Source organism: Pseudooceanicola aestuariicola (genome assembly GCF_045763785.1).
Taxonomy (GTDB): Bacteria; Pseudomonadota; Alphaproteobacteria; order Rhodobacterales; family Rhodobacteraceae; genus Pseudooceanicola.
The window spans coordinates 183597-203907 of the sequence record NZ_JBJGSF010000003.1 but is presented as its reverse complement, the minus strand read 5'-3'; the positions used below and the strand labels follow the sequence as shown (position 1 = coordinate 203907).

Genomic DNA, 20311 nt, shown 5'->3' with positions numbered 1-20311 from the left:
TTTGCATGACCTACGACCTTTATATCGGAGACCAGACCTTTTCCTCTTGGTCCCTGCGCGGCTGGCTGATGTTCGAAAAGTTCGGCCTGCCGTTCAACACCCATCTGGTTGGCCTCTACGATGGCACCATGACCGAAGACCTGGCCGAGCTGGCCCCGGCCCGTCTGGTCCCTGTCATGCGCACCCACGACGGCGTGGTCGTCGGCGAAACCCAAGCCATGGCCGAGGTACTGGCCGAGCGTCACCCCGACGCCGGGTTCTGGCCCAAAGACCCCGCCGCCCGCGCCTTCGCCCGTTGGCTGGTGGCAGAAATGCACGCAGGGTTCAGCGCGCTGCGCGGCGCCTGCCCGATGCAATTGCTGCATCAATATCAGGACTTCACCCCGTCAGACGCAGTGCTGGCCGATCTGGCGCGGATCGAAACCCTGTGGTCCATGGCGCGCGACAGGTTCGGCGCAGATGGGCCGTGGTTGTTCGGCGACTACTCCTTGGCCGACGCTTTCTATGCCCCCGTCGCAGCGCGGATTGCCGGGTATAATCTGCCTGTATCGAAAGATGCGCAGGCCTATGTCATGGCGCATCTGACGGACCCGGCGTTCCAGAAATGGCGCGCCGAGGGGGCGAAAAAATCTTATGACCCCGTGCCTTACGCGATGGACCTGACGACCGGCCCCTGGCCAGTCTGATCGCGATCTTACCCCGCGCCGCCCAGTCGAAAGCCCAATGCCTCGGCCACATGGGGGGCGCGGACTGTAGGGCTTTGCGCCAGATCGGCGATGGTCCGGGCGACGCGCAACACCCGGTGATAGCCGCGCGCCGTCAGACCAAACCGATCCGCCGCACGTTCTAACATGCCGCGCCCTTCCGCATCGGGTTCTGCGATGTCTTCCAATAGCTTACCCTCAGCATCCGCGTTCTGCCGCGCCTCGGCCTGATCCTGAAAACGCTGATCCTGAATTCCCCGCGCCGCAGCCACCCGCGCCGCCACCTGCGCAGAAGACTCCCCCGCCCCCGGCAGATCCAGATCGCGAAACGCGACCGGAGGCACCTCGATCCGCAGATCAAACCGATCCATCATCGGGCCCGAGATCCGGCCAAGGTAATCCTGCCCACACCCCGGCGCACGATTGCACGCCCGGTTCGGGTCCGGCAGATACCCACAGCGGCAGGGGTTAGCCGCCGCAACCAGCAGAAACCGGCAGGGATAGCGCATATGCGCATTGGCCCGAGAGATCACAACCTCTGCCGTTTCAATGGGTTGGCGCAAGGTATCGAGCACCGTGCGGGGAAATTCTGGCAACTCATCCAGAAACAGAACACCGTTGTGGGCAAGGCTGATTTCCCCCGGTTTCGACCCGCGCCCGCCCCCCACGATGGCCGCCATCGAGGCCGTGTGATGCGGATCGCGAAACGGCCTGCGTCGGGAGATTCCGCCATCGGTCAAAAGCCCGGCAACCGAATGGATCATCGAGGTTTCCAACGCCTCGGCCGCCGACAGATCCGGCAGGATCGTGGGCAGACGAGCGGCCAGCATGGATTTTCCCGCGCCCGGCGTGCCGGTCATCAGCAGGTGATGCCGCCCCGCCGCGGCGATTTCCAAGGCGCGTTTCGCCCGTTCCTGCCCCTTCACGTCGGCCAGATCGCGAGGTTCGTGGTGGTCATGGACCTGCCCGGCCTGTGCCTCTGTCAGCGGGGCCTGTCCGGTCAGGTGGCGCAACAGATCGCCCAGGGTCGCGGGCGCTATGACCTGCGTGGCGTCGATCCAAGCGGCTTCTGCCCCGCACGCGGCGGGGCAGAACAAGGCGCGGTCGGTTTCGGCGGCGGTGACCGCAGCAGGCAGGCAGCCCGTCACCGGGATCAGCGTCCCGTCCAGCGACAATTCCCCCAGCGCGATGGCGGTTTCCACCGTGTCGGCGGGCAAAACGTCGATCGCCGCCAGCAACGCCAACGCAATCGGCAGGTCGAAATGGCTGCCCTCCTTGGGCAGGTCCGCGGGCGACAGGTTCACGGTCACACGCTTGGACGGCAAAGCAATTTTAAGCGCGATCAGGGCGTTACGGATGCGATCACGGGCTTCGCTTACGGCCTTGTCGGGCAGGCCCACGATGGCAAAGGCGGGCATCCCGGCGGTGACGGCGCATTGCACCTCGACCAGCCGGGCCTCGACCCCTTGGAAGGCGACGGTATAGGCTTTGGCGATCATGCATCCCCCCGGACAACCCTGCGAGATCAAGGTTAACGGGGGAATGGTTGATAGGGCGTTAACGGCGCCCGACGGGGTCAGGAGGCGCGGCGGGCCTCGATCGCCTCCCAAATCTTGGCGGTGATGTTGACGCCATCGAACCGCTCAAGCTCTTGGATGCCGGTGGGGGAGGTCACGTTAATCTCGGTCAGCCAATCGCCGATGACGTCGATGCCCACGAAGATCTGGCCGCGTTCTTTCAGCAACGGCCCGATCCGGTCACAGATCTCACGATCCCGATCCGTCAGCCCGACTTTCTCGGGGCGGCCACCGACGTGCATGTTGGACCGGGTTTCCCCCTTGGCCGGCACGCGGTTGATCGCCCCCACCGGTTCCCCGTCCACAAGGATCACGCGCTTGTCGCCCGCAGAGACGGCCGGCAGAAACTTCTGCACGATCAGCGGTTCGCGGGAAAAGCCGGTGAACATCTCATGCAAAGAGGCAAGGTTGCGATCCTCTGGCGTGATCCGGAACACGCCCGCGCCGCCATTGCCATAAAGCGGTTTGACGATCACATCGCCATGCTTGGCGCGGAAATCCTTGATCGTTTCCAGATCGCGCGCGATGGCGGTCGGTGGCGTCAGGTCCGGGAAATCCAGAACCAGAAGCTTTTCCGGGAAGTTCCGCACCCAGAAGGGATCGTTGACCACCAGCGTTTCCGGCATCAGCCGTTCCAGCAGATGCGTCGTGGTGATGTAGAACATGTCGAAAGGCGGGTCCTGACGCAGCCAGACAACGTCGAAATCGGCCAGATCGACTTCTTCCATCTCGCCCAGGTCGGCGTGATTGCCCTGTTCCCGCCGCACGACCAGCGTCTGGCCCCGAGCCATGACCCGACCCTCTTGATAGGACAGCTTGTCCGGCGTGTAGTAAAACAGCGAATGTCCACGTGCCTGCGCTTCTTCCGCGATACGGAACGTGCTGTCGGCGTCGATGTTGATGGCCGCGACCGGGTCCATCTGGATGGCAACTTTCAAAGCGCATCTCCCGAAATAAATGTCGGGATCTTGATGGCCGAAAGACCCGTCAGGGGCAATCCGCCTTTACCAGAAATCCGCGAATGCGTTTTCGCGGATATCCACCGCGCCCGTCCGATCGACCAGCGCAACATCCATGCGCATGTCCGTCAGGCTGCCCATGGGGCGCGTGTCTAGATAGGCCATGGCGGATGTGGCGATGCGGTTGGCCTGCCGCAGGGTGACCCGTTCCGCGGCCTGGGCAAAGGTTTTGGCGGCTTTGACTTCGACGAACACGACGGCGTCACCTTCGGCAAAGATCAGATCGATTTCGCCCGCCGGGCCGCGCCAGCGGCGTTCCAACAGCGTCAGACCGCGCGACAGGTACAGACGTTCAACCGCCGCCTCGGCCGCAAGGCCGGAGTGATAGGCCATCTGTCCACCACGAACACGTCTGGCCGAGGGGGCCACCGGTGTCGCCAGCCCCAAATCCTGTGATTGATCCCAATGTCGCATATCAGCCCCGCGTCAGTTCCAACGCCAGTTGATACACCTTGCGACGTGGCCAGCCGCTGTCCTGAGTGACCGCGTCAGTGGCGTCGCGCACGGATTGTCCGGCGTCTAACTCCGACTTTAGCGCATCAAGTATTTCGGATTGGTTAGCGGATGTCGGTTTCCCCGGTTCGATCAGCACCACGATCTCACCCTTGGCGCCATTTTCTTTGTAATGCGACGCCAATTCCTCCAGCGGTCCGCGCCGGATTTCTTCAAACTTTTTCGTTAGTTCCCGTGCCACAACGCCGATCCGGTCACCACCCAGCACCTGTGCGGCGTCGCCCAACATCTTGTCCAACCGCTTTGGCGATTCATAGAACACGAGCGTCGCGGGCACTGCCCCCAGCAGGCCCAGTTGATCCCGCCGCGCCTTGGTCGCGTTGGGCAAAAACCCGGCAAAGAGGAACCGATCGGTCGGCAGGCCCGCCAGCGACAGCGCCGTCACCACGGCCGATACGCCCGGCGCGGCCGTGACCTTGTACCCCGCCTCTCGCGCGGCGAGCGCCAGATCGTATCCCGGGTCGGCGATCAGCGGGGTTCCGGCTTCTGACGCATAGGCCACCGACTGACCGGCCTCCAGCGCGGCCATCAGGCGGGGGCGGGTGCGGTCGCCGTTGTGATCGTGGTAGGCGACCAGCGGACGATCACCCAGCGGGATCCCGTGGATATCCATCAGCTTGCGCAGGGATCGCGTGTCTTCGGCGGCCAGAACGTCGGCCTCTCTCAACACATCGAGCGCGCGCAGGGTGATGTCGTTGGCCGTGCCGATGGGCACCGTGACAAGGGTCAGACCGCCGCCCGCAATGGCCGGTTTGCCGCCCGTTTGGCCGGATCGGGAATTCATAACTGGATCCTCACCCTTTCGCAGCTATGATCACTGCCGAGTCATCATTGCCCGGAGGCAGGCGACAATCTGCCCCAGACCTCAAGGAGTTTTCTATGTTCGCCCTTTTGCGCGCGCCCCGCAAGGCCGGTTCCCGAATCGCGTCCAAAGTCACGGTCGGCCTCATGGCCCTTGCCCTCGCCGCGTGTGAGCCGATTTCGCTCGGCACCGTGGCTGGCGGCAATTCCGGCCAGTCCATCGACACGTCGAAACCGATCCCCGTCGCGCTTCTGGTGCCGAAAAGCGGCGGATCGGGCGATGCGACGGTGTCTGCCTCGTTGGAAAACGCGGCACGTCTGGCGATTGCCGACCTGAACGGTGCTCGCATCGACCTGCGCGTCTACGACACCGCCGGGAACGAGGCGCAGACGACGGCTGTCACCAATCAGGCGATTGCCGATGGCGCCAAGATCATCCTTGGTCCGCTTTACGGTGGCAACGCCAACGCCGCGGGGCTGGCCGCTGCGCAGAAGAACGTGAACGTTCTGGCCTTTACCAACAACGCTTCGCTGGCGGGCGGCAACGTCTTTGTTCTGGGCCATACCTTCGACAACACCGCGCGCCGCCTGACGTCCTACGCAGCGTCGCAGGGCAAGCGGAAATTCGTCACCGTCGCCGCCCAGAACGCAGCCGGAGAGCTGGGGCGCAACGCCATCGCCTCGGCCGCGGCGGCATCGGGTGCATCGGTCGTCGGCAACGTGACCTACAGCTATTCGCAGCAGGGCGTGATCGCAGCCGTGAGCCAGGTCAAATCGACCGTGGACCAGACGGGTGCCGACGCGGTGTTCCTGACGTCGAACACCAACGCGGCGCTGCCCTTCTTTGCGCAGCTGCTGCCCGAACGTGGTGTTGATCCGGCTGTCACCCAATACATCGGCCTGACCCGCTGGGACCTGCCGCCGCAGACGCTGGACCTGCCGGGCCTGCAGGGCGGCTGGTTCACCCTGCCCGACCCCAACCGCTCGGCCGAGTTCCGGAACCGGTATCAGGCGGCCTATGGCACGGGCCCGCACCCGCTGGCCGGTCTGGCCTATGACGGGATCGCCGCGATTGGCGCGCTGGCTGGTAGGGGCAATTCAAGCGCCCTGACCGCGGCATCGCTGACGCAGGGTGCCGGGTTCCAAGGGGTCGAAGGCGTGTTCCGTTTCCGCCCCAATGGTGTTGTCGAACGCGGTCTGGCCGTGGCAACGATCCGCAACAAGCAGGTCGTCGTGATCGATCCGGCGCCGCGGTCGTTCGGTGGGTTCGGGTTCTAAGCACTCAAACTACCCCATCTTTGATCAGCACGGAATCAAGGCCGAAGGCCGCCGTGCCATCGCCGGGCCGCCCACGGGCCCGGCGATTGACCACCGCCAGCGAGACGGTTGACCATTGTGCTTCCACGGCAGCCATTAATCGCGCAGACCATACCTCTGCATCGCCGGTCCGCGGCCCGACGCTGCCCCGGCTAAGCACGTTATTTCCCCACTGCGATGCCCTTCCCCGCATCCATGCGGCCCTTTTCCCCCTTGGCAAACACCCCCACCTGTCGCCATAGAGCAGTATGAAAGACGAACGCGCCCTGCCCGATGACCTGATCCTTCCGGCAGACGACATCCTGGACCGTGCCGCGCTGCAATCCGCGATCGATGCGGCCCGTGACGATCATTCCGACGACAAGGCCTTTCGCAAGGCGGCCATCGACCTGCTGAACGACGCGCAGGAAAAAGGCCGCGCGGCAATTGCCCAAGCCTTCACCGAAAGCCCCACCAAGGGATCACCCACCACCCGCGCCTATTGCTGGCTGACCGACGGGCTGGTCGAGGCCGCGCTGCATCTGGCGCAGACCCATCTGACACCCGCCAGCGCGAAACCGGGTCCCTTCGCGCTGTGCGCCGTCGGCGGCTATGGGCGAGGAGAGATGGCGCCCAATTCCGACGTCGATCTGCTGTTTCTGGCCAATACCAAGATCAGCCCGGACCTAGAAGCGCTGATCGAAACCGTTCTTTATATCCTGTGGGATTTGCACCTGAAGGTCGGTCATTCCAGCCGCACCATCCGCGACTGCATCAAGCTGGGCGGCGAAGACTACACCATCCGCACCGCCCTGCTGGAGTGCCGCTTCATCACCGGGCAGACCAAGCTGTTCAACGATCTGAACGAAAAGCTCTGGTCTGATCTGTTCCGGGGGTCGGAAAAGGATTTCATCACCGCCAAGCTGGACGAACGCACCAGCCGCCACATCAAGCAGGGCGGCCAGCGCTACATGGTCGAACCGAACGTCAAGGAAGGCAAAGGCGGGCTGCGCGATCTTCAGGGGCTCTACTGGATTGCGAAATACGTGCATGGGGTGTCGAACACGTCGCAACTGGTCGATCTGGGCGTCTTTTCCGCCGATGAATACCGGATGTTCCGTAAGGCGGACGAGTTCCTCTGGGCGGTGCGCTGTCATCTGCACCTGATCGCCGATCGCGCCATGGACCAGCTGACCTTCGACATGCAGGTCGCTGTGGCCGAACGCATGGGCTATCGCGACCGGGCCGGGCGCCGCGCGGTCGAGGTTTTCATGCAGGATTACTTCCGCCATGCCACCGCAGTGGGCGAGGTCACGCGCATCTTTTTGACCAAGATGGAAGCCGCGCACGTCAAATCCGAACCGCTTCTGGACCGCGTCTTTCGCCGCAGGCCCGTGGTCGGCAAGGCCTATGAGGTCGTGCACAACCGTCTGGCCGTGAAGGACGAAGAGAGTTTCCTGAAGGACAAGCTGAACCTACTGCGCCTGTTCGACGAAGGGCTGCGCACCGGCATGTTGATCCACCCGGATGCTATGCGAATGGTCACGGCCAACCTGCATCTGATCGACGACGAAATGCGCAACGATCCCGAGGCGTCCAAGATTTTCCTGGGCACGCTTCTGAACCACGGCAACCCGGAACGCGCCCTGCGCCGGATGAACGAATTGGGGATGCTGGCCGCCTTCATGCCCGAGTTCGAACCGATCGTGGCGATGATGCAGTTCAACATGTACCACCACTACACGGTGGACGAACACACCATCCAATGCCTGCGCCATCTGGCCCTGATCGAACACGGCGACCTGAAAGAAGAGCTGCCTGTCGCCTCGACCATCCTGAAGGACGGGGTGAACCGGAAGGTGCTGTATGTCGCGCTGATGCTGCACGATATCGGCAAGGGCCGGGAAGAAGACCACGCCATCGTCGGCGCGCGTATCGCCCGCACCGTCGCGCCACGACTGGGGCTGAAGCCTGCGGAATGCGACACGGTGGAATGGCTGGTGCGCTATCACCTGCTGATGTCGGACATGGCGCAGAAACGCGACATCGCCGACCCGCGCACCGTGCGTGATTTTGCCAAGGCCGTGCGGACCCGCGAACGGCTGGATTTGCTGTGCGTGCTGACCGTCTGCGATATCCGCGGCGTTGGCCCCGGCGTCTGGAACAACTGGAAGGCCGCGCTGCTGCGCGCGCTGTATCGTCAGACCCGCAAGGCGCTGGAAACGGGGCTGGAGGATCTGAACCGCGAAACCATGTCCAAAGAGGCAAAGCGCGCCCTGCGGGCCGCCCTGCCCAACTGGACCAAGGGCGAGCTGGACCGCGAAATCCGCCGCCACTATCCGCCTTATTGGCAGGGTCTGCATGTCACCGCGCATAAGATCATCGCCGAAATGCTCGCCAAGGCGGCCGAGAGTGACATCAGCATGGACCTGGAGCCGGACGAAGACCGCGATGCCACCCGCGCGATTTTCGTCATGGAAGACCACCCCGGCATTTTTGCCCGTCTGGCCGGTGCGCTGGCGCTGGTCGGCGCGAACGTCGTGGATGCGCGGACCTTTACCACCAAGGACGGATATGCCACCGCCGCCTTCTGGATACAGGATGCCGACGGCCACCCCTATGAAACCGCGCGCCTGCCGCGTCTGCGCCAGATGATCCTGAAAACGCTCAAGGGCGAAGTGGTCGCGCGCGAGGCGATGAAGGACCGCGACAAGATCAAGAAACGCGAACGTGCGTTCAAACTGAACACAGCGATCAGCTTCGACAACGAAGGGTCCGAGATCTACACGATCATCGAGGTCGACACCCGCGACCGCCCCGCCCTGCTGTTCGATCTGACCCGCACGCTGGCCGCCAACAACGTCCAGATCGCCAGCGCGGTGATCGCGACCTATGGCGAACAGGCCGTCGATAGTTTCTACGTCAAAGATATGTTCGGGCTGAAGCTCTACAGCGAGGCCAAGCAGAAATCGCTTGAGGCCAAGCTGCGCACTGCCATTTCCGAAGGTCAGGAAAGGGCCCGGTCGTGAAACCCATCCGGTTGATCCGCGGCTTTCTGACCGTGGGTGTCTGGACGCTGGCCAGCCGCGTGCTGGGCTTTGCCCGTGACATCATGTTCGCGGCCCTGCTGGGCGCTGGCCCTGCGGCCGAGGCCTTTGTCGTCGCCTTTTCGCTGCCCAACATGTTCCGCCGCTTCTTTGCCGAAGGCGCGTTCAACATGGCCTTCGTCCCGCAATTCGCCAAACGGGTCGAAGCGGGCGAAGACGCCAAGACCTTTGCCGAACAGGCGATGGCTTTGCTGGCGACGGCGCTGATCGTGCTGTCCGTGATTGCCACGGTCTTTATGCCCGCGCTGGTGCTGGCCATGGCCTCGGGCTTTGGCGGGGACGAACGGTTCGATCTGGCGGTGGATTACGGGCGGGTCGCCTTTCCCTATATCTTTTTCATCTCGCTCGCCGCGCTGTTTTCCGGGGTGTTGAACGCCACGGGCCGCTTTGCGGCAGCGGCGGCCGCGCCGGTGTTGCTGAACATCATTCTGGTCGGCGCGATGGTCATGGCCAGCCGCGCAGGCTGGGACGTGGGCCGCGCGCTGGTCTGGGGTGTGCCCATCGCCGGGATCGCGCAACTGACATTGGTCTGGATCGCAGCGTCCCGCGCCGGGTTCGCCCTGCGCCCCCGCCTGCCCCGCCTGACGCCTGAAATGAAGAAACTGGCCATTATCGCCGCCCCGGCTGCCCTTGCCGGGGGCGTCGTACAGGTGAACCTGCTGGTGGGCCGTCAGGTGGCGTCCTTTTTCGAAGGGTCGATCCAGTATCTGAACCTTGCCGACCGCCTGTACCAACTGCCCTTGGGCGTCGTGGCCATCGCCATCGGGGTCGTGCTGCTGCCCGATCTGTCCCGCCGCCTGCGCGCGGGCGATGAGGCCGGAGGCCGCCACGGGTTCAACCGCGCCGCGGAATTCGCCCTGTTCCTGACCGTGCCCTGCGCCGTGGCGCTGATGGTGATCCCTGAACCGATGATTTCCACCCTGTTCCAGCGGGGTCGTTTCACCGCCGAAGACGCCACCGCCACGTCGCTGGCCGTTGCGATCTATGGCTTGGGTCTGCCGGCCTTTGTGCTGCAAAAGGTGCTGCAACCGCTGTTCTATGCCCGCGAAGACACGCGCAGCCCGTTCCGCTATGCCGTGGTTGCCATGGTGGTGAACGCCGTGCTGGCCATCGGGCTGGCCCCTGTGATCGGCTATCTGGCCGCCGCCTGGGCCACGACGACCGCCGGCTGGGCCATGGTCGTTCTGCTGTGGCTGGGATCGCGCAAGATGGGATCGGCCGCAGAACTGGACGACCGCCTGCGCCGCCGCATCTGGCGGATCATCGTCGCCTCGGCCGGGCTGGGCGTGGTGCTATGGGCGGGAAATATCGCGCTGGCCCCAGTGTTCGAGGTCACGCGGGCAGGTGCGCTGGCGCTGCTGATCATTGGCGGGTCGGTGATCTATTTCATCATCAGCCACGTGATCAACGCCTTCCGGTTCAGCGAGCTGCGCAGCGCGGTGAAGCGCGGCTAGGAGGCCGCGCCTTCGGGCTTTCCGTTACGTTACACAGCGGGGTCCGGATCATTTTCCGCAAAAACCGGAACCATCCCCCTCACGTCGTGTTGATCTGACAGGTATGCTTGACCGGACCAACACCATGACCCTGACGCAAACAGCGGAAGACCTCGGCCCCGCGACGCCGGAGCTGACCCCCCTGATCACTGCGTCCGAGATGTTTCCCGAACTGGAGCGTCTGGTCCTGAATGCACGCGAAGAGGTCCTTCTGGCCTTCCGCATCTTTGACGCCCGCACAGCCCTGCACAGCCCCGAGGCCCTGAACAAGGGGCTGAAAACATGGGCTGACCTGTTTGCTCATACGGCGGAACGCGGCGTGCAGATCCGGCTGCTCCTGGCTGATTTCGATCCTGTTTTCACCCCCGACCTGCACCGCGAGGCCTGGGCCAGCGCGGGCCGGTTCGAAAGCCGTACCGTCAATCACCCGAACGCCGAAATCGTCTGTGCCCTGCACAATTGCGCCCCCGCGCCGCTGTGGACGTACCTTTTCGCCCCGGCGATCGCCAAGCGTCGGGCGCGTCTGCGCAAGATGCCGCATGAACATCTGACCCCGTTGCAACTGCAGGCGCTGGACGGGCCCTTTACCCTGCGCCCTGTGACGCTGCACCAGAAATTCGCCATCGCAGACCAGACCCGCGCCATTATCGGCGGGATCGACGTGGATGAACGCCGCTGGGACGACCACGACCACAATCAGCGCCCCGAGGACACTTGGCACGACGTGTCGATGGCGGTGACCGGCAAGATCGTTGGGGACCTGCGCGACCATTTCGCGACCTGCTGGAAACGATCAATCGACGATTGCGGGACCGTCTTTTCGCACGAGGCGACAGAATTGCCCCCCGCGAAAACCGCCCCCAATGACGAGCGCGAGGATGACGACGGCGTCGATCTTTTGCGCACCGTGTCGACACATATCTCGCATCCCATTCGCTTCGGGCCCGTGACCGAAACCAAGGAGCACGAGAGCGCCTATATCGACGCGGTGAATTCGGCCGAACATTCGATCTATATCGAAACGCAGTTCCTGCGCCACCTGCCGCTGGCACGCGCCATGGCGCAGCGTGGGCGTGACGTGCCCGACCTGAACCTGATCCTTGTCCTGCCGACCGAGCCGGAGCGCGTGATCTTTGGCGCCAACACCGGCATGGACGCCCGCCACGCGCAGGCATTGCAGCTAAAGTGCCTCACCATGCTGCGCCGCGCCTATGGTGACCGGCTGGCGATCGTGTCACCGGCCCAAGCGTGGGCCGCGCCCGAAGGCACCCGGATGCCTGTTGCCGGGTCGGGGATCATCTATCTGCACTCCAAGGTGATGCTGATTGATAACGCGCTTGGCATCGTTGGGTCGGCCAACCTGAATGGCCGGTCGCTGCTGTGGGATACCGAAGCCTCGGTCCGGTTTCGTGATGCCGAAACGATTGATACGTTGCGCACCCGTCTGGCCAGTAAATGGCTGCGCACGGCGGATCATGGGCCGATCGATCTGGCCCCCAGTTGGATGGACGCCGCCCGCGCGGCGGAACAGGTCAGCCCCGAAGACCGTGAGGCGATGATCCTGCCCTACCCCGAACGGCGCAACCGCCGCTTCGCGCGCTACATCCCGATCCTGCCTGCGGCGATGTTCTAGGCCAGCGGATCAGCCCCGCTTGCGCATCTTTTCGACCAGCGCGGTAAAGCCCCCCGGCGCCAAAATCGGCGAGGCCGCAAAGCCAAAGATGAACCCGCCGATATCCGCAGGCCAATCCTGAGCAAATCCAAAAAACACCCCGAACAAAAGCTGTAGCACTGCCAGCAGCGCGATCAGCCGGAAAGCCTGAACCTGGCTGGCCCCGACCTCTCCCAATCTGACCCAGAGCAGGTAGGTAAACCCACCGATCAGCCCGTAGACCGGGGGAAACCCACCAAAGAGCCACGCAGTGTCGCCGCCCACGGCCCACATCACCAGCGCGCCGCCGATGGTCGATATGACGTAGAGGATAAAGACCGAGGTGGCGGCCATGATCTCTCCTACGAATTTGCCAAGGGCCAGCAGCATCACGCCCGCAATCAGCGCCTGCGTGAAGGACCCGTGGATGAAGGGATAGGACAGAAACCGGATCAGAAACTCGGGCCGGAACTGGCCGGTTTCCACCATGAAGGTCGCGAACTGCCCCTGAAAGGCATAGTCGGTCAGGGCCGCCTGCCGCCAGCCGATGGCGGACGGGCCACCGATGATGCCACGGGTGCCCAGTTGCAAGATCGCCTCGATCGCCATGGAAACGACGAAAAGCGCCAGGATCAGCGGCGGAATGGGGTTCAGGGCCCGTTCATCTGGATTGAATGCCATGTTGCCTGATCCTTTGTTCTGCACGTCGCCGTTGCGCGGCTGCCTTGACTTAAGGCCTTTGCGCGGGGCCTTTACCTTGACGGCACCCGGACCCATGGGTAAGCCAGCGCGGCACGGAAATCCAGCCAGAGGATACCCAAGACCATGACCGACGCCGCGCCTACGGGCACCCAGTTCAGCCCCCGCGTCTTTTCGGGCATCCAGCCGTCGGGCGGGTTGACCCTTGGCAATTATCTGGGCGCGATCCGGCGCTTCGTGGATATGCAGAACGCCAATCAGGACAGCGGGATCGAAACCATCTATTGCATGGTCGATCAGCACGCGATCACCGTCTGGCAGAACCCCGCGGACCTGACCCGTAACACGCGCGAACTGGCGGCGGGGTATATCGCGTCCGGTCTGGATCCAGCCAAGTCGATCCTGTTCAACCAGTCGCAGGTGGCCGAGCATGCGCAGCTGGGCTGGTTGTTCAACTGCGTCGCCCGCATGGGCTGGATGCAGCGGATGACCCAGTGGAAGGACAAGGCGGGCAAGAACCAGCAGAACGCATCGCTGGGTCTGTTTGCCTATCCCGCGCTGATGGCGGCGGACATTCTGGTGTACCACGCGACGCATGTGCCCGTGGGCGAGGACCAGAAGCAGCACGTCGAGCTGACGCGCGATATCGCGGCCAAGTTCAACCACGACTTCGGTGTGGATTTCTTCCCGATGACCGAGCCGGTGATCGAAGGCGCAGCCACACGCGTCATGTCCCTGCGCGACGGGTCCAAAAAGATGTCCAAGTCCGATCCTTCTGACATGAGCCGGATCAACATGACCGACGATGCCGAGGCGATTGCCAGCAAGATCCGCAAGGCCCGCACCGACCCGGATGCCCTGCCCTCTGAGGTGGACGGTCTGGCCGAACGTCCCGAGGCGCGCAACCTTGTGAACATCTACGCGGCCCTGTCGGATCAGACGGTCGACCAAGTGCTGGCGGATGTCGGCGGCAAGCAGTTTTCCGAGTTCAAGCCGATGCTGGCCGATCTGGCGGTGGCAAAACTGTCGCCGATTTCCGGCGAAATGGCTCGCCTGATGGAAACCCCGGACGAGATCGACGCCATCCTGCGCAAAGGCGCGGATCAAGCGCGCGAGATCGCCGCGCCGGTGTTGAAGAAGGCCTACGACATCGTTGGGATGATCCGGTAAGTCAGCGAGCATAGACAGAGGGCTGCGTCAGACCGCGGGATGACGCAGCCCGGGCCTCTCACGCGGCAACATCAGGCGTGGCGCTGCCCCCCGTAGGGTGGGTTTCCAACCCACCACACCACCCCACCATTTTCGCACCCGCAGCATTCCCCATTGACTTTTCATCCCAAAACCGCCATCTGCCCCACAGTAGTCGTTGGCCCCTAAAGGATCCGAAGCTCTGGCTTTGGCCCCGCGCGCCCCGGAAAAAGGCACGCATAGGGACACTTGCGATTACGACCCCACGGGCAATCCGGCCCGGTACGGTCTGTCGCACCACGACTTAACCCCTTAGCCATATGGCACACCACAGCGGGCCCAACGGGTCCGCGAAAGGATATTTCCGAATGACATTCGATACGCTGGGCCTGCGCCCTGCCCTGCTCTCTCGTCTTGCAGAGGCAGAGCTGACCACGCCCACCCCGATCCAGACCCAAGCGATCCCGCTGGCGATGGAAGGCCGTGACGTCATGGGCCTTGCCCAGACCGGCACCGGCAAAACTCTGGCCTTTGGCCTGCCCATCGCTGACGCGTTGCTGGCAAGCGCCGAAAAGGCCGACCCGAAATCCGCCCGCGCGCTGATCCTTGCGCCGACGCGCGAACTGGCGAAACAGATCGCCGACAACCTCAAGGCCATCCTGCAGAACGCGCATCTGCGTGTCGGTCTGGTTGTGGGCGGCGCGTCGATCAACGCGCAGGCCCAGCGGATGGAACGTGGGATGCACATCCTTGTCGCCACGCCCGGTCGCCTGATTGACCTGATGAACCGTCGCGCGATTGACCTGTCGAAGACCCGCTATCTGGTGCTGGACGAAGCCGACCAGATGCTGGACCTCGGCTTTATCCACGACCTGCGCAAAATCGCAAAGGTCGTCCCCGAGAACCGTCAGACCCTGCTGTTTTCCGCCACCATGCCCAAGCTGATGGAAGAAATCGCAGGCGCGTTCCTGAACGATCCGGTCCGGGTTCAGGTCTCGCCTCCGGGCAAGACCGCCGACAAGATTGACCAGTCCATCGTCTTTGTCTCCACGGCCTCCAAGCAGGACGCGCTGGTCGATCTGCTGGATCAGCATCGTGATGAACTGGCGCTGGTCTTTACCCGCACCAAGCACGGCGCGGATAAGCTGATGAAAAAGCTGGATCAGGCAGGCTTTGCCGCCGGTGCGATCCACGGCAACAAATCCCAAGGCCAACGCAACCGTGCCCTGCAGGAATTCAAGGACGGCACGATTCGCATCCTTGTGGCCACCGACGTCGCTGCGCGTGGGATCGACATTCCGGACGTGCGCCATGTCTACAACTTTGACCTGCCGAACGTGCCCGACAACTATGTCCATCGCATCGGCCGTACCGCCCGCGCGGGCCGCGATGGCCGCGCTGTCAGCTTCTGCGCGCCCGAGGATATGGGCGAACTGCGTGACATCGAGAAGGTGATCGGTCAGGAAATCAAAACCCTGTCGGGTGAACGTCCCACTGGCGGCGGTCATCACCGCAAACCCACCGGGCGTCGTGGCCGGAATGGGCCAGGTCGTCCTCAGGGCGCTGGCCAGAACAACGGTCAAGGTCGGGGCAAAGGCGGCAACCGCGGCGGCAACCCCGCCAAACAGGGCAAACCGCAGGGTCAGCAAACGGCCAAGCCCAAGGGCAACCGCCAGCGTCGCCGCAAGTCCGGCGGACAGCAGTCAGCAGCTTGATCTGAAGGGGCGGGTTACACCGCCCCTTTTTCTTTGGCATTACCTAAGAAGACGCCGGTCTTACGGGGCTAACAGACATCTCCAAAGGGTCTTGGTTTCCTCGGCCAAAGGACGATTTAAGGAGACAGCAATGCACACCGACGCATCCCGTGAAGCTGCCGATCAGGTGCATGATCTTGCGTCGTTCCTCGTATTTCTGGACTGCTTATTTCAGGATTGGCAGATCGCAAGCGCGGGAGCCAAACCTACGGCGACAAATCCTAATGCTACGCTCGACGGATGGGAAAATGTCACTATCGGCACATTTCTAGAGGCCGCCATCGCCGGTGCCAGAGATAACAAAGTTGGCGAACCGGGCGGATACCTCGCCGACACAAACCCATGGCGCCAAGCGGCTGAGATCATTTTGCTGGGTAAAGTTTACGAATGACTGAGGCCTGACGGCCCGCAGATCGCGCCCGGTTCCACGTCGTTACAGAATATGATGGCAGCCTTATAACTGTCAGAGCCTGTTTCACCAATCCGACCCATCAATCATCGCCCCAGCCATCCCCCTGCATCCCCGCACAGAATCTGAGCAGCTGCGCCAGTAGCATTGCACAGACACACAGCCTACCTTCTGATCAAAGCGAAGGAGACACCTATGACCAATCCAGTCCATCCAGAGACCCGCATCGGTCACGTCCACCTGAAAGTGGCCGATCTTGACCGGGCGATTGCCTTTTATTCCGGCGTGCTCGGCTTTGAGCTGCAACAGAAATACGGCACGCAGGCGGCCTTTTTGTCGGCAGGCGGCTATCACCACCATATCGGCCTGAACACCTGGGAAAGCCGCAATGGCACCCCGCCCCCTCCGGGGCACACAGGCCTGTATCACACGGCGTTCCTCTATCCCGATCGCGCCAGCCTTGGCGATGCGTTGCGCCGGATCGTTCAGGCGGGCATCCAGTTGGACGGCGCGGCCGACCATGGGGTGAGCGAGGCGATCTACCTGCGCGATCCCGATGGCAACGGGGTCGAACTGTACCGCGACCGCCCCGAAGCCGATTGGCCCCGCAACGCCGATGGCGATCTGGAAATGGTAAACGCACCGCTCGACCTGCAGAAACTGCTGGACGAGGCCGCATAAGATCTGCCCCCCTGAACAAGGGGGTTAAACCGGGATCAAAGTGTCGCAGAACCTTTGCATTACTGACCTGAGGTTCGGGGCATGGGAATTATCCCTCATCCCCAAGGACGACATTCCCGAAGGCCATTTCATCACCAAGTTCCGCCCCGGCCCATCGTGGCCGGGGTTTTTCGTGCCCTCGCCTTCCCCTTGCGCCCGCGCGCTGCCATAACATCGCAAAAGCCGTAACTTCCAAAAGACGAGGCACGCCCATGGCCACCGGAACGAACATCCGCACCTACTTTGAAGGCAAATGGCACGACGGTGACGTCGCCATCATGCGCGCCGCCGACCACGGATCTTGGCTGGGCAGCACGGTGTTCGACGGCGCGCGCATGGTAAACGGCCTGATCCCCGATCTTGAGGCGCATTGCGCCCGCGTGAACCGGTCCGCCAAGGCGCTGCTGATCACGCCCACCGTCAGCACCGAAGACATGGTGCAGATCGTGCGCGAAGGTCTGGCGCTATACCCTGCGGGCACGCCTGTCTACATCCGCCCGATGTACTGGGCGCTGGACGGCGGACCACTGGGCGTCGACCCGAAACCCGACGCCACAGGCTTTGCCATCTGTCTGGAAGAAATCCCGATGGCTGCGCCGGATGCCTCGACCACCTTGGGATATACGTCGTTCCAGCGCCCGATCATGGCGTCGTCGGTGGTGAATGCCAAGGCCGGGTGCCTCTATCCCAACAACTCGCGCATGATCCTAGAGGTGCGCGCCCGCGGCTTTGGCAATGCTTTGGTTGCCGATGCGCTTGGCAACGTCGCCGAAAGCGCCACCGCCAACGTTTTCATGGCCCGCGACGGAGAGCTGTTCACCCCCATCGCCAACGGCACCTTTCTGGCGGGCATCACCCGCGCCCGCCACATCGACAACCTGCGGGCTGATGGCGTGAAAGTGCATGAAACGGTGCTGAGCTTTGACGATTTCAAAGACGCGGACGAGGTTTTCCTGACCGGCAATATGTCCAAGGTGACGCCGGTGACAGCGATCGAAGATCGGCAGTACCAGCCGGGGCCTTTGACCAAACGTGCGCGGGAAACCTATTGGGATTGGGCCGCGACGGCGACCAAGCTGTAAGTTCGGGACCAGGCGGTGAGCCGTGCCAGCACATGCCCGTGGGGTGGCGCCAACAACCTGCGGGGTCGCCACCTTATTCCGGCCAAGCACATTCACGGATCAATCGTCGCGCCAACGTCGACACAGCGCCAGCCCGCCGGGACGGGCATGCGCTGGCACGGCGGCCTGCGGCCTTAATTCCGTGCCTTGGAGTCCGACCTCGGACGATAGAAGCGAACGCAAAGCGGACAGGTGCTGCGCCCCGCTTCACACCTCCGGATCAGACGACACGCGCACCAACCGCGTCAGGTCCTTAAGGCTTTCCTTCTGCCGCCCCGCGCCATCGAAATTTGACCGCGACAGCCAGACCTGAAACGCCTCTTTCAACGCGGGCCAATCCTTGTCAATCACTGCGAACCAAGCCGTATCCCGGTTGCGCCCCTTCACCACCGCGGCCTGACGGAACACTCCTTCATAGCTGAACCCATACCGCTGCGCCGCGCGGCGTGACGGGCGGTTCAGCGCGTCGCATTTCCATTCGTAACGGCGATAGCCCGCGTCAAAGGCCCATTGCATCATCAGGAACATCGCCTCGGTCGCGGCGGGGGTCTGTTGTAACGCAGGCGACATCATGATGAAGCCGACTTCGATCGACCCGGCATCCGGCGTGATCCGCAGAAAGGATGCAAAGCCCAGCACCCGTTTTTCCCCCTTGGCGAGGATGGCAAAGAACAGGGGATCGCGGCTTTTTTCGCTTTCTGCGACGAACCGATGAAACTGCGCCGCACCTTGGAACGGCCCAACGGGCATGTAATCCCACAGCCAGTCTTCGCCCTCGATCTCTCGGAACAACAGCGCGGCGTGGTCTTGTGCTTTCAGGTGCTCCAACCGCACATGATCACCCTCCAGAACCAGCTGAACGGTCGGAAACGGCGGGGCCTTCCAGCCATCGATGATGGGGCCAACGGGCCGCGGGTCTGTCATGGGATACCTTGAGCGTCTGTTCAGGCCGACCCTAGGCAGCGCCATCAGGATTGCCAAGCGATATGAAGGCCCTAGAGGCTCAGACGCGGATCAGGCCCGGATCGCTGCCCAGATCGAGGCCGGGAAAGACCGTGCCTTCCAACACATCCCGCGACAGGCCGAACAGCCCGCGCATTACCCATGCCGCCTGCGCGCGCACATCCGACGTCGGCATCAGGTCGCGCCGGTCATAGAGGTCCGCCTCGGCCAGACCGGGCCAGCGGCCATGCACCTGCCCCCCGCGCAATGCCCCGCCCGCCAGAACCATGGTGCCGCCCGTGCCGTGATCCGTCCCGTCAGTCCCGTTCAGGCGCGCAGTACGGCCAAATTCGGTCATGGCGATCACGCCGGTCTGGCCCCAGACCGGGCCCAGTTCAGACATCAGGGTCAGGATCATCTGCGCCAGTTCCGACAAGGGCCCCCGCAGCGCCGCATCTTGCCGCGCGTGGGTATCCCAGCCGTTGACCGAAAACGCCGCGATCCGCGCGTCGCCCTTCAGACGCCTCGCCGCAAAACGTGCCACATGTTCGGCCCCCGCATTATCCTTGGCCAGTTGCGCACCCTGCCGGACGGCGGCCATGCCTTCCAACATCTCCTCGGTCCGATCCGACTGCATCATCGCCATGCCACCGCTGCTTTCCGACAGGTCGAACGCGCGGGTCAGCACGTCGCGGAACAAGGGATCGTCGTGCATCACCTCTTCCATCAGGCGGCGCGATTGCGGCGTCATGGCCAGCACGGACTGAGGCGACCATTCCGACACCCGCGCCGCGCCTTTGGTCAGCAACATACCCGACGCGCCGATGGTATAAGCGGTTTCCGCGTGTAGCCCCGGCACGGTCTGCAACATCCGGTTCAGCCAGCCATCGCGGATGGCGGTGCCTTCGGTCACCCCGGCCTCTAACAGATCCTGCCCGTCGAAATGGCTGCGACGGTTGCGATAGGGGGTCGAGACGGCGTTGACGAACCCCAACTCTCCGGCCTGCCATAGGGGCATCAACGGCTCCAGCGCCTGATGCACGGCGTAATAATCCGTCAGGGCAATCGGCCCGCGCGGATCACCGGGGCGCGTACCCTGCCCCCGCAGGGCGGCGAAATCCGGATCGCCCCAAGGCTGCACAACGCCCAGCCCGTCCATCCCCCCGCGTAGGATGATCACGACCAAACGGTTGTTCCCCAGTACATTTCCGGGATCGGATGCGATGGCAACCGGCGTGACCAGCGGGCTGGCCGCGGCGGAACAGCCCACGGCCAGCGTGCGGGTCAGGAAGTCGCGGCGGGAAAACTCAGACATCC

17 protein-coding genes are annotated in these 20311 nt (G+C 63.4%); 10 read left to right on the top strand and 7 right to left on the bottom strand.

The window, feature by feature from the left end:
* Positions 1 to 5: 5 nt before the first annotated feature.
* Positions 6 to 686, top strand: a complete 681-nt coding sequence (locus tag ACI3GR_RS13410) for a glutathione S-transferase (RefSeq protein WP_407495202.1) — start codon at positions 6 to 8, stop codon at positions 684 to 686.
* Positions 687 to 694: 8 nt separating this feature from the next.
* Here ACI3GR_RS13410 and ACI3GR_RS13405 read toward each other — a convergent pair whose 3' ends face one another.
* From ACI3GR_RS13405 to rsmI, 4 genes are all read right to left on the bottom strand, one after another.
* Positions 695 to 2203, bottom strand: coding sequence for a YifB family Mg chelatase-like AAA ATPase (locus tag ACI3GR_RS13405; protein ID WP_407495200.1), 1509 nt, complete (start codon positions 2201 to 2203; stop codon positions 695 to 697).
* 77 nt (positions 2204 to 2280) lie between these two features.
* A complete protein-coding gene (gshB, locus tag ACI3GR_RS13400; RefSeq protein ID WP_407495199.1) occupies positions 2281 to 3219 on the bottom strand; it encodes a glutathione synthase in 939 nt (312 codons plus the stop codon).
* A 66-nt stretch (positions 3220 to 3285) separates the two neighbouring features.
* Positions 3286 to 3714 carry a YraN family protein gene (locus ACI3GR_RS13395; RefSeq protein WP_407495198.1) on the bottom strand — a complete coding sequence of 143 codons (429 nt, stop codon included), beginning with the start codon at positions 3712 to 3714 and terminating at the stop codon, positions 3286 to 3288.
* Between the two features lies 1 nt (position 3715).
* The gene (gene rsmI / locus ACI3GR_RS13390) at positions 3716 to 4597 is read right to left on the bottom strand and encodes a 16S rRNA (cytidine(1402)-2'-O)-methyltransferase (protein ID WP_407495197.1); all 882 of its coding nucleotides are present in this window, start codon (positions 4595 to 4597) and stop codon (positions 3716 to 3718) included.
* A gap of 95 nt (positions 4598 to 4692) precedes the next feature.
* Between rsmI and ACI3GR_RS13385 the strand changes: the two genes are divergently transcribed.
* From ACI3GR_RS13385 to ACI3GR_RS13370, 4 genes are all read left to right on the top strand, one after another.
* Positions 4693 to 5892 (top strand): penicillin-binding protein activator, encoded by a 1200-nt coding sequence (locus ACI3GR_RS13385; RefSeq protein WP_407495196.1) that lies wholly within the window; start codon positions 4693 to 4695, stop codon positions 5890 to 5892.
* Positions 5893 to 6179: 287 nt separating this feature from the next.
* Complete coding sequence (locus ACI3GR_RS13380; protein ID WP_407495195.1) at positions 6180 to 8939, top strand: [protein-PII] uridylyltransferase; 2760 nt, start codon at positions 6180 to 6182, stop codon at positions 8937 to 8939.
* A complete protein-coding gene (gene murJ / locus ACI3GR_RS13375; protein WP_407495194.1) occupies positions 8936 to 10471 on the top strand; it encodes a murein biosynthesis integral membrane protein MurJ in 1536 nt (511 codons plus the stop codon). The genes ACI3GR_RS13380 and murJ overlap by 4 nt, the downstream gene beginning before the upstream one ends.
* A 124-nt stretch (positions 10472 to 10595) precedes the next feature.
* On the top strand, positions 10596 to 12143 hold the full coding sequence (locus ACI3GR_RS13370; RefSeq protein ID WP_407495193.1) for a phospholipase D-like domain-containing protein: 1548 nt from the start codon (positions 10596 to 10598) through the stop codon (positions 12141 to 12143).
* Between the two features lie 9 nt (positions 12144 to 12152).
* Here the strand turns inward: ACI3GR_RS13370 and ACI3GR_RS13365 are convergent, their stop codons facing one another.
* Complete coding sequence (locus tag ACI3GR_RS13365; protein ID WP_407495192.1) at positions 12153 to 12842, bottom strand: rhomboid family intramembrane serine protease; 690 nt, start codon at positions 12840 to 12842, stop codon at positions 12153 to 12155.
* A 144-nt stretch (positions 12843 to 12986) separates the two neighbouring features.
* Here ACI3GR_RS13365 and trpS point away from each other — a divergent pair, with 144 nt between their 5' ends.
* The 5 genes from trpS (at position 12987) to ACI3GR_RS13340 (ending at position 18013) form a co-directional block, all read left to right on the top strand.
* The gene (gene trpS / locus ACI3GR_RS13360; protein WP_407495191.1) at positions 12987 to 14030 is read left to right on the top strand and encodes a tryptophan--tRNA ligase; all 1044 of its coding nucleotides are present in this window, start codon (positions 12987 to 12989) and stop codon (positions 14028 to 14030) included.
* Positions 14031 to 14416: 386 nt separating this feature from the next.
* The gene (locus ACI3GR_RS13355) at positions 14417 to 15763 is read left to right on the top strand and encodes a DEAD/DEAH box helicase (protein ID WP_407495190.1); all 1347 of its coding nucleotides are present in this window, start codon (positions 14417 to 14419) and stop codon (positions 15761 to 15763) included.
* A 130-nt stretch (positions 15764 to 15893) separates the two neighbouring features.
* On the top strand, positions 15894 to 16193 hold the full coding sequence (locus tag ACI3GR_RS13350) for a hypothetical protein (RefSeq protein ID WP_407495189.1): 300 nt from the start codon (positions 15894 to 15896) through the stop codon (positions 16191 to 16193).
* A gap of 213 nt (positions 16194 to 16406) precedes the next feature.
* On the top strand, positions 16407 to 16892 hold the full coding sequence (locus ACI3GR_RS13345; RefSeq protein ID WP_407495188.1) for a VOC family protein: 486 nt from the start codon (positions 16407 to 16409) through the stop codon (positions 16890 to 16892).
* Positions 16893 to 17143: 251 nt separating this feature from the next.
* Positions 17144 to 18013, top strand: a complete 870-nt coding sequence (locus ACI3GR_RS13340; protein ID WP_407495186.1) for a branched-chain amino acid aminotransferase — start codon at positions 17144 to 17146, stop codon at positions 18011 to 18013.
* A gap of 246 nt (positions 18014 to 18259) precedes the next feature.
* On the opposite strand, the gene ACI3GR_RS13335 is transcribed toward ACI3GR_RS13340, so the two are convergent.
* Entirely contained in the window at positions 18260 to 18976 is a 717-nt protein-coding gene (locus ACI3GR_RS13335) for a GNAT family N-acetyltransferase (RefSeq protein ID WP_407495185.1), read from the bottom strand.
* Positions 18977 to 19055: 79 nt separating this feature from the next.
* Positions 19056 to 20309 carry a DUF1501 domain-containing protein gene (locus ACI3GR_RS13330; RefSeq protein WP_407495184.1) on the bottom strand — a complete coding sequence of 418 codons (1254 nt, stop codon included), beginning with the start codon at positions 20307 to 20309 and terminating at the stop codon, positions 19056 to 19058.
* Between the last annotated feature and the right edge of the window lie 2 nt (positions 20310 to 20311).

Coding starts and splice junctions, on each gene's coding strand:
- ACI3GR_RS13365 (WP_407495192.1), bottom strand. CDS start 12,842: ATGGCATTCAATCCAGATGAACGGGCCCTGAACCCCATTCCGCCGCTG.
- ACI3GR_RS13395 (WP_407495198.1), bottom strand. CDS start 3,714: ATGCGACATTGGGATCAATCACAGGATTTGGGGCTGGCGACACCGGTG.
- ACI3GR_RS13345 (WP_407495188.1), top strand. CDS start 16,407: ATGACCAATCCAGTCCATCCAGAGACCCGCATCGGTCACGTCCACCTG.
- ACI3GR_RS13385 (WP_407495196.1), top strand. CDS start 4,693: ATGTTCGCCCTTTTGCGCGCGCCCCGCAAGGCCGGTTCCCGAATCGCG.
- ACI3GR_RS13355 (WP_407495190.1), top strand. CDS start 14,417: ATGACATTCGATACGCTGGGCCTGCGCCCTGCCCTGCTCTCTCGTCTT.
- trpS (WP_407495191.1), top strand. CDS start 12,987: ATGACCGACGCCGCGCCTACGGGCACCCAGTTCAGCCCCCGCGTCTTT.
- ACI3GR_RS13335 (WP_407495185.1), bottom strand. CDS start 18,976: ATGACAGACCCGCGGCCCGTTGGCCCCATCATCGATGGCTGGAAGGCC.
- ACI3GR_RS13380 (WP_407495195.1), top strand. CDS start 6,180: ATGAAAGACGAACGCGCCCTGCCCGATGACCTGATCCTTCCGGCAGAC.
- ACI3GR_RS13410 (WP_407495202.1), top strand. CDS start 6: ATGACCTACGACCTTTATATCGGAGACCAGACCTTTTCCTCTTGGTCC.
- ACI3GR_RS13370 (WP_407495193.1), top strand. CDS start 10,596: ATGACCCTGACGCAAACAGCGGAAGACCTCGGCCCCGCGACGCCGGAG.
- rsmI (WP_407495197.1), bottom strand. CDS start 4,597: ATGAATTCCCGATCCGGCCAAACGGGCGGCAAACCGGCCATTGCGGGC.
- ACI3GR_RS13405 (WP_407495200.1), bottom strand. CDS start 2,203: ATGATCGCCAAAGCCTATACCGTCGCCTTCCAAGGGGTCGAGGCCCGG.
- ACI3GR_RS13350 (WP_407495189.1), top strand. CDS start 15,894: ATGCACACCGACGCATCCCGTGAAGCTGCCGATCAGGTGCATGATCTT.
- ACI3GR_RS13330 (WP_407495184.1), bottom strand. CDS start 20,309: ATGTCTGAGTTTTCCCGCCGCGACTTCCTGACCCGCACGCTGGCCGTG.
- ACI3GR_RS13340 (WP_407495186.1), top strand. CDS start 17,144: ATGGCCACCGGAACGAACATCCGCACCTACTTTGAAGGCAAATGGCAC.